Annotated in this window: 11 protein-coding genes; 5 read left to right on the plus strand and 6 right to left on the minus strand. The window is 70.5% G+C overall.

What is annotated here, in order from left to right; translation table 11 throughout:
• The first annotated feature begins 39 nt into the window (after positions 1–39).
• Positions 40–2,808 carry a phosphoenolpyruvate carboxylase gene (gene ppc / locus ACWDOP_RS08835; protein WP_456344596.1) on the plus strand — a complete coding sequence of 923 codons (2,769 nt, stop codon included), beginning with the start codon at positions 40–42 and terminating at the stop codon, positions 2,806–2,808.
• A 119-nt stretch (positions 2,809–2,927) separates the two neighbouring features.
• Complete coding sequence (locus ACWDOP_RS08840; protein WP_454201892.1) at positions 2,928–3,398, plus strand: hypothetical protein; 471 nt, start codon at positions 2,928–2,930, stop codon at positions 3,396–3,398.
• Between the two features lie 12 nt (positions 3,399–3,410).
• Here ACWDOP_RS08840 and ACWDOP_RS08845 read toward each other — a convergent pair whose 3' ends face one another.
• Positions 3,411–4,277 carry an NAD(P)H-binding protein gene (locus ACWDOP_RS08845; RefSeq protein ID WP_456344597.1) on the minus strand — a complete coding sequence of 289 codons (867 nt, stop codon included), beginning with the start codon at positions 4,275–4,277 and terminating at the stop codon, positions 3,411–3,413.
• Between the two features lie 86 nt (positions 4,278–4,363).
• Here ACWDOP_RS08845 and ACWDOP_RS08850 point away from each other — a divergent pair, with 86 nt between their 5' ends.
• A complete protein-coding gene (locus ACWDOP_RS08850; RefSeq protein WP_456344598.1) occupies positions 4,364–5,185 on the plus strand; it encodes a helix-turn-helix domain-containing protein in 822 nt (273 codons plus the stop codon).
• 17 nt (positions 5,186–5,202) lie between these two features.
• On the opposite strand, the gene ACWDOP_RS08855 is transcribed toward ACWDOP_RS08850, so the two are convergent.
• From ACWDOP_RS08855 to ACWDOP_RS08865, 3 genes are all read right to left on the minus strand, one after another.
• Entirely contained in the window at positions 5,203–6,066 is an 864-nt protein-coding gene (locus tag ACWDOP_RS08855) for an alpha/beta fold hydrolase (protein WP_456344599.1), read from the minus strand.
• A 441-nt stretch (positions 6,067–6,507) separates the two neighbouring features.
• On the minus strand, positions 6,508–7,476 hold the full coding sequence (locus tag ACWDOP_RS08860; protein WP_354987040.1) for a sigma-70 family RNA polymerase sigma factor: 969 nt from the start codon (positions 7,474–7,476) through the stop codon (positions 6,508–6,510).
• Between the two features lie 456 nt (positions 7,477–7,932).
• Positions 7,933–9,450 carry a DUF7782 domain-containing protein gene (locus tag ACWDOP_RS08865; protein ID WP_456344683.1) on the minus strand — a complete coding sequence of 506 codons (1,518 nt, stop codon included), beginning with the start codon at positions 9,448–9,450 and terminating at the stop codon, positions 7,933–7,935.
• A gap of 254 nt (positions 9,451–9,704) precedes the next feature.
• On the opposite strand from ACWDOP_RS08865, the gene ACWDOP_RS08870 reads away from it, so the two are divergent.
• Entirely contained in the window at positions 9,705–10,301 is a 597-nt protein-coding gene (locus ACWDOP_RS08870; protein WP_456344600.1) for a F0F1 ATP synthase subunit B family protein, read from the plus strand.
• Positions 10,302–10,312: 11 nt separating this feature from the next.
• On the opposite strand, the gene ACWDOP_RS08875 is transcribed toward ACWDOP_RS08870, so the two are convergent.
• Positions 10,313–11,041 carry a VOC family protein gene (locus tag ACWDOP_RS08875; protein ID WP_456344601.1) on the minus strand — a complete coding sequence of 243 codons (729 nt, stop codon included), beginning with the start codon at positions 11,039–11,041 and terminating at the stop codon, positions 10,313–10,315.
• The gene (locus tag ACWDOP_RS08880) at positions 11,038–12,015 is read right to left on the minus strand and encodes a GlxA family transcriptional regulator (protein WP_456344602.1); all 978 of its coding nucleotides are present in this window, start codon (positions 12,013–12,015) and stop codon (positions 11,038–11,040) included. Before ACWDOP_RS08880 ends, ACWDOP_RS08875 begins: the two co-directional genes overlap by 4 nt.
• 293 nt (positions 12,016–12,308) lie before the next feature.
• Between ACWDOP_RS08880 and ACWDOP_RS08885 the strand changes: the two genes are divergently transcribed.
• Positions 12,309–13,547: an MFS transporter gene (locus ACWDOP_RS08885; RefSeq protein ID WP_456344684.1), complete on the plus strand. Its 1,239-nt coding sequence runs from the start codon at positions 12,309–12,311 to the stop codon at positions 13,545–13,547.
• Position 13,548: the final 1 nt, after the last annotated feature.

Here is a 13,548-nt window from a genome sequence, read left to right on the forward strand (position 1 = left end):
CATATTCGAATAATCGTCGGCTCGGAGAGGTGATCAGTAGTGCGAGACAACCAGATCGAGACAGCCACAGCCACCGCGCCACTGCGCGACGACATTCGGTACCTGGGCGGCATACTCGGGGACACCATTCGCGACCACGAGGGCGCGGAGGTGTTCGATCTCATCGAACGGGTGCGCGTCGAGGCGTTCAAGGTGCGGCGTTCGGAGGTCGATCGCAGCGCGGTCGCGGACATGCTGCGCGACGCCGACATCGGGACGGCCATTCCGGTGATCCGCGCCTTCAGCCACTTCCTGCTGCTGGCGAACCTGGCCGAGGATCTGCAGCGCGATCGGCGCCGGGCGGTGCACGTGGCGGCGGGGGAGGCCCCGCAGGATTCCAGCCTGGCCGCGACCTACCGCAAACTCGACGCCGCCGGGCCCGACGGTGATCTGGTGGCGGAGCTGCTCACCGACGCCCTGGTCTCGCCGGTCATCACCGCCCATCCCACCGAGACCCGGCGCCGCACCATCTTCGACGTGCAGTCGAAGATCACCGAGCTGATGCGGCGGCGCCAGCGCTACGACGAGCACGAGCCGGAATTCGCCGAGGTCGAGATCGATCTGCGCCGGCAGGTGCTGCAGCTGTGGCGCGCGGCGTTGATTCGGCTGGCGCGCTTGCGGATTCAGGACGAGATCGAGGTGGGTCTGCGGTACTACGACCTCACGCTCTTCGACGTGATCCCGCGGATCAACGATCAGGTGCGCGCGGCCCTGCGCGCCCGCTGGCCCGAGCACGAGCTGCTCGCGCGCCCGATCCTGCGACCCGGCTCCTGGATCGGCGGTGACCGCGACGGCAACCCGTTCGTCACCGCCGAGGTGGTGCACCGGGCCACCCACCGGGCCGGCTCGGTCGCCTTCGAGCGGTACTCGACGTCGCTGGTGGAGCTGGAGAAGACGCTCTCGCAGTCGGCGCGGCTGGTGCCGGTGACGCCGGAGCTGGCGGCGCTCGCCGACGCCGGATTCGACGATTCGCCGCAGCGGGCCGATGAGCCCTACCGGCGCGCCATTCGTGGGATCCGGGCACGGCTCACCGCCACCGCGCGCGCCGCGCTGGACGAGATTCCCACGGAGGGAATCGATGTCGGCGCCGAACCCTACGGCGGGCCGGAGGAGTTGCTCGCCGAGCTGAACGTCGTCGACGCGTCCATGCGGGCCTCGGGAGACGGCCTGCTCGCCGATGATCAGCTCGCGGCCCTGCGCGGTGCGGTGGAGACCTTCGGATTCCATCTGCAGGGGCTGGATCTGCGGCAGAACTCGGAAATGCACGAGCAGGTGGTGGCCGAGCTCTTCGCCTGGGCCGGAGTGCATTCCGACTACGCGAGTCTGGACGAGGCGCAGCGGGTGGAGCTGCTGGCGGCGGAGTTGACCACGCGCCGCCCGCTCATCGGCCCCACCGCCGAACTCAGCGAGCTCGCCGCCAAGGAACTCGCCGTGGTGCGCGCGGCCCGCTCCGCCATCGCGGATCTGGGCCCGGATACGGTGCCCAACTACATCATCAGCATGTGCACCTCGGTCAGCGACATGCTCGAGGCGGCGCTGCTGCTCAAGGAAGCCGGCATTCTCGATCCGGGCGACGCGCAGACCCCGCCGTCCAGCCCGGTCGGGGTGGTGCCGCTGTTCGAGACCATCGACGATCTGCGCCACGGCGCGGAAATCCTGTCCGCCGCAATGGAAGTGCCCGCGTATCAGCGACTGGTGGCGGCGCGCGGCCGCCAGCAGGAGGTCATGCTCGGCTACTCCGACTCGAACAAGGACGGCGGCTACCTGGCCGCCAACTGGGCGCTCTACCGTGCCGAACTCGATCTCGTCGAGGCCGCGCGCAAGACCGGAATCCGGTTGCGGCTGTTCCACGGTCGCGGCGGCACCGTGGGCCGCGGCGGCGGTCGCAGCTACGACGCCATCCTCGCCCAGCCCGCCGGCGCCGTGCGCGGTTCGCTGCGGCTCACCGAGCAGGGTGAGGTCATCTCCACCAAGTACGCCGATTCCGGTGCGGCGTACCGCAATCTGGAGGCCCTGGTCGCGGGCACCCTCGAATCCACGCTGCTCGATGTGGAAGGGCTCGGCGAGGATGCCGAACCCGCCTACGAAGTCCTGGACGAGCTGGCCGAACTGGCGCGCCGGGCCTACGCCGGCCTGGTCCACGACACCCCCGGTTTCGTCGAGTACTTCCGGGCCTCGACCCCGATCGCCGAGGTCGCCGACCTCAACCTCGGCAGTCGCCCGGCCTCGCGCAAGCCCACCAACTCGGTCTCGGACCTGCGCGCCATCCCGTGGGTGATGGCCTGGAGCCAGTCGCGGGTCATGCTGCCCGGCTGGTACGGCACCGGCACGGCCCTGGAGCAGTGGATCGGTGACGACCCGGCCCGCCTGGCGACCCTGACCGACCTGCACCGCCGCTGGCCCTTCTTCCGGACCGTGATGTCGAACCTGGCCCAGGTCATGGCCAAGGCCGATATGGACATCGCCGCCGCGTACGCCGACCTGGTCCCCGACGAGACCCTGCGCGCGACGGTGTTCGGCATGATCCGCGACGAGTTCGCCCGCACGACCGCGATGCACGCCACGATCACCGGCGCCGACGACCTACTGACCGACAACCCCGCCCTGGCCGAGTCGATCCACAACCGCTTCCCCTACCTCGAACCCCTCAACCAGCTCCAGATAGATCTCCTACGCCGCCGCCGCGCCGGCGACACCTCCGAGTTGGTGGAACGCGGGATCCTACTGACCATGAACGGCCTGGCCACCGCCCTGCGCAATTCCGGCTAACGCCGTGGCCCCGGGAATTCGGGGGTGCGGATTTGGTGAAAGCACTATGTTTCATAGTTTGTGAAACGCTAGCGTTCATCGACCCCTCGAGTCTGGGGGGAGATGAACAGGAGTGTGCGATGAACACCAGTGCCAGGCTCGGCCGCGGGATCGGCTGGGGTGTCCAGGTGGCGGCGGCGGTCGCGGCCGTCAGCTTCGTGATGGCGCCGAACGCGTCGGCCGACATCACCTCGGTCGACGTGGAGGGGCTCGGGGACGGGGACGCCGTCGTCGGGCAGCTGTACTACCTCACCGCGACCATCGACGCCGAGGACGGGCTGGGGAACAAGCCGGAGGTCACGTTCCTGAACGGGTCCAAGTGCCTGGGCACCGTGACGCTCTCGTCGCCGGATCAGCAGGCGCGGCTGGCGTGGGTGCCGACCAAGGCCGGGCGGGCCTCCATCTTCGCCAAGCAGGGCGTGGACAAGGACTGGGTCACCATCACCGTGGTCGACGCACCCGCCGGGAGCAAGCCCGTCCCGCAGCCCGCCACCCCCGGGTGCGCGGCCGGTGAGGGCAGCGTAGACACCGGGAGCGCGGGCTCGTCCTAGCCGCCGGCCGCGTCAGTTCACCGGAGCGGGCGCGGCGAAACCCGGGGCATGATCTCGCGCCCACTCCGCGTACGAGCGGGGTGGGCGGCCCAGGACCTGCTCCACATCCGCGGTGACCACGGCGTTGCGGCCCGCGCGCACGTACTCCTGTCCGGCCAGCGCGCCCGCCGCGAACTCGGCCGACATCCCCGCGGCGAGCATGTGCTCGCGGGCGATCTCGTGCGGCACGTCCACCACCTCGATCGGCGTGCTCAGCACGGCGGACAGCGCCGCCGCCTGATCGTGCGCGGTCAGCGCCTCGGGCCCGGTGAGGGTGTAGACGCGCCCCGAATGCTTGTCCGACAGCAGCGCCGCCACGGCCACCGCCGCGACATCGCGCGGATCGACCACACCCTGCGCGCCCGTGCCCGTCAGATTCGGGACCGGCTGCCCGGCGCGAATCGGGTCCGCCCAGCTGTAGGAATTGGTGGCGAAAGAGCTGGGCCGCAGGACCGTCCACGCCACCCCGCTCTCGCGCACCGCGCTCTCACCTGGCAGGTGCCACGTGCCGACCCGGCCCAACTCCGTGTCGCCGGTCCCGATGGCCGAGAGTTTCACCAACCGCCGCACCCCCGCCGCCACCGCCGCCGCGGCCAGCGCCCGATCGAGCTCCACGAACTCGGGCCCGAGCACACCCACCAGGAACGCCGCCTCCGCGCCCGCGAAAGCCGCTGCCATGGACGCGGAATCGGTGTAGTCGCCGCGCACCACCTCCACGCCCGCGGGCAGCGCGGCCCGTTCCGGATCCCGGGTCACGGCCCGCACCCGTTCACCCCGCGCCGCCAGCTGCCGGACTATTTCGCCGCCGATGGTGCCCGTGGCACCGGTAATCACGATCATGGGGACCACGATGCCGCCGCACCCGGGCCCGGCTATAGGAAAAACCGGCACGAACAACCGCGCCACGAAGGTCCTACAGTGGCGGGGTGACCACCCTCGAGGCCCCGGCAGCGTTCATCACCGACGAACGCTACGAGCGACCCCTCGCGCCGCCGGACGCCCTGCGCCCCTGGATCACCGGCATCGGGCACATTCCCACCCTCTACGACCTGCCACCGGCCTTCACCCGGGTGCCGGACACCGCCACCACCATCGTGCTGCGCACCGAACCCTCCGGCCGCCGTGACGCTTTCGTCGTCGGCCCGCAGACCCGCGCCGCATACACCGCCCCGGAGCGCCCGGCGGGCTGTACGCGCCTGCGCCTGACCCCGGGCGCGGCCCGGCCCCTGCTCGGCCTGTCCGCCACCGACCTCACCGACCGGATGTATCCCCTGGGCGCGGTACCCGGCGTTGCGGCCGAATTCGCGGACCGGCTCACCGATCTCGACGCCGACGAAGCCCTCACCCTGCTGGAAACACAACTGCCGCAACGACTCACCGAGAATCGGACGCAACGCCACCATCGCCGCCTGCTCGCCGGCGCGCTGGACGCCATGGCCGCCGGGACCGAATCGGTCCCGGCTCTCGCCGCGCGCCTCGCGGTCAGCGAACGCCAGCTCCGCACCCTCTTCACCGCTGGAATCGGCCTCTCGCCCAAGCATTTCGCGCGCATCACCCGACTGCGCCGGCTACTCGCGGAGACGGGGGAGACCACCTGGTCGGAACGGGCCGCGGCGGCGGGCTTCTACGACCAGTCCCACATGACCGCGGAGTTCCGCACGCTCATGGGCGTCACCCCCGGCCGGTTCCTCCGGGGAGAGCTACCGGGCTCGACGGGCTGCCGAGCCCTCGGATCCGCCACGCGCTGAACGAGATTCGAGGCACTTCACGATCCCGCGTGTGCGCGCAGGAACGCGGTCAGTGGAGTCGCCACCGCCTCCGCGTCGTCGATGAACGGCCAATGCCCCAGCCCGTCCAGCACGTGCACCTGCGCCTCGGGGAAATACCGCCGCTGCTGCTCGGCGAATTGCACCGGAATGTAGGGATCCTCGGACCCCCAGAGCACACAGGTCGGCAGCCCGTTCACCTCGATGCCGAGATTGCGCTCCGGAAACGCCCCGGCCGGGTCCCGGGACGAGCGATACAACCGCAGCACCGCGCGCTTGTGCCCCCAATCGGCGTGCCTGCCGACCCGCTCGATGTAGCTGCGCGGCAGTGGCCGGGGATTGTCCCGATTCAGCGCCATGTGCATCAGACGCGGCGAACTCAGCAGCTGGAAGAGTTCACCCAGCCCGGGCACCTGCCAGATCCGCGCGTACCGGTGCCACCGATATCCCTCCAGCACACCGCAATCGATCAGCGTCAGACTGCGCAGCCGCGCCCGGTGATCCAGCGCCCAGCGCAGACCCCACGCCCCGCCGAAATCGTGCAGCACCAGGTGAACCCGCTCGACCCCGAGCTGATCGAGCAGCCTGCCCAGGAACCGCGCGTGCCCGATCACGCTGTGATCGAACGACTTCGGCCGCTGCGCCCGCCCGAATCCCGGCATGTCCATCGCGATCACCCGCGCGAAACCGGTTATCTCCGGGACGATCTCGCTCCAGTCCGCCATCGGCCCCGGATTGCCGTGCACGAACACCACGGCCTCCGCGCGATCCCGCGGCCCGCTGTCGAACACCGAACATCGCACACCGTCGACCCACTGCTCGCCGCCGAGCAATTCCGGTGGTTCCCGCCTGTTCCCGGCCATCGGCCGCCCTCCCCGCGTCGTCCGTCGCCGTCGCGTGCGCCACCGTCCCCGCCCGGTCGCACGGCCGGCCCTGCGTCCGACCGTACCGGCCCGCACCTCGTCGCCGCACCCGCGATGAACAACCTTGGCGCACAATGGCCTCCGGCCCGTACCGGACGTGTCCCAGACCCGCCGCCGGATCGGCCGGACCGTCGAATTCGCCAGCGGCCTCGGTCGAACGCGCGAAACTCCGTCCAGATCCAGGGCTTCCGCGGCACGGCACACCGGGCACGGCGGATCAGAACCCGCCCGGACATGGCGAACGCCGGACGGCTCGGCGCTATCCGGAGGGGGACGTACGGATAGCGGGAACCGCCCGGCGTGTATCGGACCGGCGCCTCGTAGACGGTCCGAAGTGCGTCGCGGGCCCGGCCGCGGTGTCCGGCCGAGCCCGTCGCTGCGTCAGCTCGCGTAGGCGCGCAGGCGATCGGCGCGCTCGCCCTTGCGGAGCTTGGTCATGACCTCGCGCTCGATCTGGCGGACACGCTCGCGGGAGAGCCCGAAGAGCTTGCCGATCTGATCGAGGGTGCGCGGCTGGCCGTCGTCCAGGCCGTAGCGCAGGCGGATGACCTGCTGTTCGCGCTCGTCGAGGGTGGCCAGCACCACGCGCACGTCGCGGTGCAGCAGGCCGGCAATGACGGCGCTCTCGGCCGAGGTGGCCTCGGAATCCTCGATGAAATCACCGAGCGGGGCCTCTTCGTCGTTGCCGACCGGCATGTCCAGGCTCACCGGATCGCGGCTGTGATCCAGCAGGTCGGCGATCTTCTCGACCGGAATGCCGGACTCGTTGGCCAGTTCCGCGTCGGTGGCCTCACGCCCGAGCTGCTGATGCAGCTCGCGCTTGATGCGCGCCAGCTTGTTGACCTGTTCCACGAGGTGGACGGGGAGCCGGATGGTGCGGCTCTGATCGGCCATACCGCGGGTGATCGCCTGACGAATCCACCAGGTGGCGTACGTCGAGAACTTGAAGCCCTTGGTGTAGTCGAACTTCTCCATGGCCCTGATCAGACCCAGATTGCCCTCTTGAATGAGGTCCAGCAGCGGCATGCCGCGACCGGTGTACCGCTTGGCCAGAGAGACCACGAGGCGCAAGTTGGCTTCGAGCAGATGCTGACGGGCCGCGCGGCCCTCACGTACGAGAATCGCGAGGTCCTTCTTCTTGACCGCGGACAGCCGCTTGCTCGTCTCCAGCAGGTGCTGAGCGTAGAGGCCCGCCTCGATGCGCTTGGCCAGCTCGACCTCGTCGGCGGCCGTGAGCAGCGCCGTCTTGCCGATTCCGTTCAGGTACACGCGTACCAGGTCGGCAGCGGGGCTCTGGGCGTCGAGGTCCTGTTCGCTGGGGCGCACATAGGTAGTGGCGGGGCTTGTCATGACTTGCCTCCTGTCGGTGGTGTCTCGCTCCGTTCAACGGGCCCGACACCCAGAAAGTTCCCCGCCGGGCCGTTCATAAACCGCATCTGAGCTGCGGTTTTCACGGCGCACGGCTGAGAAGTTCCTGAGAAGCGCGCACTGCGGGGAACATGGGCGCTCCGGCGGTCCCGGCCGGTGTCCGTGCGGTTGCCGCCGTCGATGCCGAACTATGGAGCGCGACAATCGAATACGTGATCACGGGCACTGCCCTACCGCCGTCGTACGGGGGAGTTGGTGCAACGGAGTGGTCGAGACAGGCATTCCCGAGGTTCCCGGACTTGAACCCCAAATTGTGATACGTCTCACCGATCGACGATAAACGCCTGGTCACGGGACGGAAACGACTCGGCCACCGGGCGCGGGCGCCGGCGGCCGAGACGGGATGGGAGTACAAGCGGAGCGGACACGCCGGAAGGGTCAGCGCGGATGCACGAGCCCGTGCCGGACCAGACTCACCACGATGCCCAGCGCCGCGGCGACGAAGTCCGGCGTCGCCGTCGTCCCGGTCTCGCCGAACGCGAGCAGATCGATGAGATCGCTCAGCGGCAGCCCGTCCGGGCGCATACCGGCCAGCAGCGCGGCCGTCGCGTCGTCGGCCTCGTGCTGCCAGCGCGGCCCGTCACCGCGATGCAGGCGCGCGACCTGCTGCTCCCAGCCCTCGGTGCCGGGCAGGTACACCCGTTCCAGGGCGGTCGCCGGATCGACCTCGAATCGGGAGGCCAGGATCCGCTCGGGGTCGTTGTCCACCGCGCGCAGCCAGGCCGAGCGCTCGAAGTAGCGCAACGCCTCGGGACCGAGCGGGTCGTCGAACAGATGGGTGAGGTCCTCGGCCAGCAGTTCGGTGGGCCCGTCGATCGCGCGGAGATAGACGAATCCGAATCCGATGCCGTCCACGTCATTGGCGGCGAGGGCCTCGAGCCAGGTCTCGGCGCGCTCCTGCGCCCGCGGGTCGCGCGGATCGAGGCCGGCGTCGCGCAGCCAGGTGCCCACATAGAGGGCCGGATCGGCGATGTCGCGCTGCACCACCCACGCCTCGACGCCGTGATCGGGCAGCCAGCTCGACACCCGGGTGCGCCAATCCTGGCCCGTCACATGCACCCACGCGGACAGCATCGCCGCGGTGCCGCCGGGCGCGAGCAGGTCGGGCGCCGTGGAGATCACCAGCTCGCTCGCACCGTCCAGTGCCAGGCCGGAATCGCGGTAGGTGTGCTCGACGCGGGCCGGGCCGACCACGAACGGGGGATTGGCCACCACCTGGTCGAAACGGCGACCGGCCACCGGCTCGAACCAGGAGCCCTCCAGCAGTTCGACGTCCACGTCGTTGAGCCGCGCGGTGGCCTCGGCCAGCCACAGCGCCCGCCGGTTCACATCGGTGCCGGTGACGGTGCCCGCGTAGGTCGTGGCGTGCATGGCCTGCACGCCGCAGCCGGTGCCCAGGTCCAGCACGCTGCCGACCGGGCGGGTCGGGGTGGCCTGCAGCAGCGACAGCGAGGCCTGCCCGACGCCCAGGACGTGATCGGTGTCCAGGGTGCGCCGGCGCATCGAGTCGTCCAGGTCCGAGAACATCCACTGGGTGCCGGCGCCCAGATCCATCGGGCGCAGATCCAGGGCCGCGCGCACCTGCGAGCCGTCGCGTTCGAGCAGTCCGGCCGCGACCGCGTGCGCGATATCGGCCGGGGCCAGCGCGGCCGCGACCTCGCGCTCGGGCATGGGGTCGCCGAGCAGCAGCAGGCGGATGAGGGTGCCGAGTTCGCCCAGCGCGCGGGCGGCCCGCCGCACCGGCACCGGTTCCTGGCGGCTCAGGGCGGCGTGGGTGGCCGGGCCGAGCGCCTCGAGGAGCGTCACGGCGTCGTAGCCGACGCGGACGAAAGCCGTGCGCAGGTCCGGGGCCAGGTCGGCGAGCGGGGACGAGGTGGTCGTCTGATTCGTCGGCATGGCATCGAACTCTGCCATCGCACTCGTCGGGGGTCGGCCGGTGGGTGGGGTTCGCGGGGTCCGGCCAAGCCGGGTAAAAGCAGCGCCCAATCGCTGGAAAAGTGCTTACCAAACATCGCAAAAGAATTCTGCGGGGACACGCGCGGACGCGCAGGTGAGCCCAGAATTGTTGTAACCCAACCTGGTTCGCGGGTGTATCGTTCGATCATGGTGGATCCCATGGTTGCTGGGATCGTCGGCAAGGCGGTGTTCTCGTGGTCGTCAAAGTGTCGCGGATCTGCCGGGTGGCCGTTGTCACGGCCGCGTTCGGCGTACTTGTAATGTCGGCCACGGGTGTGATGGGCCGACTGTCCCTGGGCGGCCACATCATTGTCGCGGTGGTGCTGGGCGCGTCGATGAAAAGCGTTGTCCCGCCGGTGCGCACGGTCGTGGAATCGGCCCGGGGCGCCATTCGGCGTCGGCTCGCGGACGCCGAAGCGCCGACCGATCAGCTGGTCGACGTCAAAGCCGCCTACGACAGCGCACTCGCCGAAGCCCGGGCCGAACTCGACGGTATGCGCGCGGACGCGCGCGCCGACGCCGAGAGCATCCTCGAGCAGATGCGCCAGGCCGCGGCGGAGGAGGTCGACCGGATACGGCGGCGGGGCGAGTTGATCCTGTACTCGAGCGAACAGCGCGTGCGCGATCTCGAGACCGACCTGTCGGCGGCCCTGGTCGACCTCGCCGGGGAGGGCGCGCGCGAGCCCGCCGACGACCGGCGTCCCAGGTCCGAGAGCGTCGAACGATTCCTCGACGGCCTGGAGGCACTGGCGAATTCGGCGCACCGGCGGCCGCTACCCGGCTTCGGCTGAGCCGAAAGGTGTCAGACCGGCGGCCTGCTCGTCAGGCAGTACGGCTGACCGGCCGGATCCGCCATGACGATCCAGCTGCGGCCGGTCTCGATCCGTTTCGCGCCGAGTTCGGCGTGCCAGGCCGCACTGGCTTCGATGTCGGTGCAGGCCAGGTCGATATGGGCCGAGGTCGGGCGATCCGTGCCGAGCTTCTGCAGCAGCAGACCCAGCGGCAGCGCGGGGTCGGGTTTCAGGCGCGAGTATTCCGGCAGGGTGCTCGAATGCGGTGTCCAGCCGGTCAATTCGGTCCAGAACCGGGCCTCCTCGGCATGATCGGACGGGCCGATGTCGAGGCAGATCTGGTCCAGGCGGGTCTGCTCGCCGCCGGGCGCGGTGAACGCGGGGGACCGCTCGCCGACGCCGTCCTCGGCGGTGGTGAAGCAGAAGGTCATACCGTGCGGGGAGCGCAGCACGGTGTAGCTCGGCTGCTCCAGGACCGGCGTCGCGCCCAGGCGGACGGCACGCTCGGCCTCGGCCCGGACATCGTCGACGTCGAGATCCAGGTGCACGCGCGGTGCGCCCTCCAGCACCTGCATCTTCACCGCGGGCGTGCCGGAATCCGGTAGCAGCGTGACGAATTGGCCCTCCGCGCCGCGCCGGGGTGACAGGTGAGTGCCGGTGACCGTGGTCCAGAACTCGGCGCATTCGTCGAAATGCGCTGCGGGACGGTCGAGGAAGGCCCAGATCCAGCGAATTGTCATGCCGTCTCCCAGTGTTCGCGAAAGGTCTTGCGGTAGGCCAGCGGTGGCACGCCGAGTTCGGCGCGCATGTGATGGCGCAGCGCGGCGGCGGCGCCCATGCCCGCGCGGCGCGCCACGTCGTCGATGGTCAGGTCGGTGGTCTCCAACAGGTGCCGGGCGTGCCGCAGGCGCTGCTGCAACACCCATGCCCCGGGAGCCATTCCGGTCTCGGCCTTGAAGCGGCGGGTGAAGGTGCGCACGCTCATGTGCGCGTGCGCGGCCAGCGCGGCCAGATCCAGCTCGTGGTCGAGGTGATGCAGCGCCCACAGGCGGGTCGGGGCGGTGCCGTCGACGCCGGGCTCGGGCACGTGCCGTTCGATGAACTGGGACTGACCGCCCTCGCGCCACGGCGGCACCACGCAGTAGCGGGCCGCGTGGTTGGCGGCGGCGCTGCCGTGATCGGTGCGGATCAGATGCAGGCACAGGTCGATGCCCGCCGCCAAACCCGCTGCGGTCCAGACATTCTCGTCCTGCACGAACAACAGGTTCTCATCCAGGTGGACGCGTGGGTAGAGCGAGCGGAACATCTCCGCGAACTTCCAGTGCGTGGTCGCGCGCCTGCCGTCCAGCAGGCCGGCTGCGCCGAGCACGAACGCGCCGGTGCAGATGGATACGATGCGGGTTCCGGGCGCGATCGTGGCCAGGGCGGCGGCGAGGTCGGGGTCGAGCAGGCCCCGGGTCCGGGGTCCGGCGACGCGGGTGCCGGGCACGATGACGGTGCTCGCGCGGGCCAGCAGCTCCGGGCCGCACTCGGGGACGACGGCGTAGCCGTTGGTGGAGGCCACCGGCCCGGTGCCGAGGCCGCACACGCGCACGTCGTAGAGCGGATTGCCCGCCTCGTCCCGCGCGGCGCCGAGCACCAGCGGCGGGATGGTCATGTCGAAGCCGACGATCGGTTCCAGCGCCAGCACGGCCACCAGGTGTGGTTCGGGCATCGCGGCATCCCTTCGAATCCTCGGCCGGCGACGCATCTTTGGCCGGATATCGATGCATTGTGTCATTCAGGCCACTCGTGCGCGAGGCGCGCGTCGGTCAGGCTCGATCGGTGAGCGAACTCCGAGACGACCCGGCCCTCGAATCAGGGGCACCGACATTCGACGGCGCGCCAGGTGTCGTACCGCGGGAATCCGCGGCGTCGGATGGCTCCGGCGACGCGTCGCGGGACCGGGCCGACGCCGCTCCGGGGACGGATCGGGTCGCGGTCGCCGGCGGCGGCCGCCCTGCCTGGCTGCATCCGGCGTGGATCGTGGCGGCCGTCGGCTTCGTCGCGCTGGTGGGCGCGGCGGCCTTCCGGTCGGTGCCCGGGGTGCTCATGGCGCCGCTGCACGACGAGTTCGGCTGGTCGCACGGCACCATCGGGGCGGCCGTCTCGGTGAACGTGCTGCTGTACGGACTGATTTCGCCGTTCGCGGCGGCACTGATGGACCGGTTCGGCATCCGCCGGGTGGTGGCCTGCGCGCTGGTGCTGGTGGCGGCGGGCGCGGGGCTGACCGTATTCATGACCCAGCCGTGGCAGCTCATGGTGACCTGGGGACTGCTGGTCGGGGTCGGCGTCGGGTCGATGTCCATGCCGTTCGTGGCGACGATCACCGGGCGGTGGTTCGTCGCACAGCGGGGGCTCGTCACCGGCGTGCTCACCGCGGCGGGGGCGGCCGGGCAGCTGGTGTTCCTGCCGCTTGTCGCGGCGCTGGCCAACGATCACGGTTGGCGCGCACCGTCTCTGGTGGTGGCGGGCCTGGCGCTGGGGGTCGTGCCGCTGGTGTGGCTCTTCATTCGCGACTATCCCAGCGATATCGGCGTCACCGCGTACGGGGCCGAGCCCGGCAGCACGGTCGGGGTGCGCAATCCCGCGCCCGGCGGGGCGCTGCGCGCGCTCACCGTGCTCGGGACCATCGTGCGCAAGCCCGTGTTCTGGTTGCTCGCAGGCGGATTCGCCATCTGCGGCATGTCCACCAACGGGCTCATCGGCACGCATTTCGTGAGCGCGGCCCACGATCACGGCATGCCCGCCACCACGGCGGCCGGGCTGTTGGCGCTCATCGGGGTGTTCGACGTGGCGGGCACCATCGCCTCGGGCTGGTTCACCGATCGCGTCGACTCGCGCTACCTGCTGGTCGTGTACTACTCGCTGCGCGGGCTGTCGCTGCTCGTCCTGCCCGCGCTCTTCGCGCCGGACGTCGAGCCGAGCATGTGGGCGTTCGTCATCTTCTACGGGCTGGACTGGATCGCGACCGTGCCGCCGACGGTGGCGCTGTGTCGGGCGCATTTCGGGGACGACGGGCCGGTGGCCTTCGGGTGGATCTTCGCCTCGCATCAGGTGGGGGCGGCGATCGCGGCCTTCGGTGCGGGCCTGATCCGCGATCTGCAGGGCAGCTACACCCTGGCCTGGTACATCGCCGGCGGGTTGTGCGCGCTGGCGGCGCTCATGTCGGTGAGCATCCGGCGGTTGCCCGCGGCGGCGAATTGAC

It is taken from the genome of Nocardia sp. NPDC003693 (genome assembly GCF_053981095.1).

What these genes read in the sequence shown, in the direction of transcription:
- ACWDOP_RS08840 (WP_454201892.1), top strand. Translation starts at nt 2,928, where the DNA reads ATGAACACCAGTGCCAGGCTCGGCCGCGGGATCGGCTGGGGTGTCCAG.
- ACWDOP_RS08845 (WP_456344597.1), bottom strand. Translation starts at nt 4,277, where the DNA reads ATGATCGTGATTACCGGTGCCACGGGCACCATCGGCGGCGAAATAGTC.
- ACWDOP_RS08855 (WP_456344599.1), bottom strand. Translation starts at nt 6,066, where the DNA reads ATGGCCGGGAACAGGCGGGAACCACCGGAATTGCTCGGCGGCGAGCAG.
- ACWDOP_RS08860 (WP_354987040.1), bottom strand. Translation starts at nt 7,476, where the DNA reads ATGACAAGCCCCGCCACTACCTATGTGCGCCCCAGCGAACAGGACCTC.
- ACWDOP_RS08865 (WP_456344683.1), bottom strand. Translation starts at nt 9,450, where the DNA reads ATGCCGACGAATCAGACGACCACCTCGTCCCCGCTCGCCGACCTGGCC.
- ACWDOP_RS08875 (WP_456344601.1), bottom strand. Translation starts at nt 11,041, where the DNA reads ATGACAATTCGCTGGATCTGGGCCTTCCTCGACCGTCCCGCAGCGCAT.
- ACWDOP_RS08880 (WP_456344602.1), bottom strand. Translation starts at nt 12,015, where the DNA reads ATGCCCGAACCACACCTGGTGGCCGTGCTGGCGCTGGAACCGATCGTC.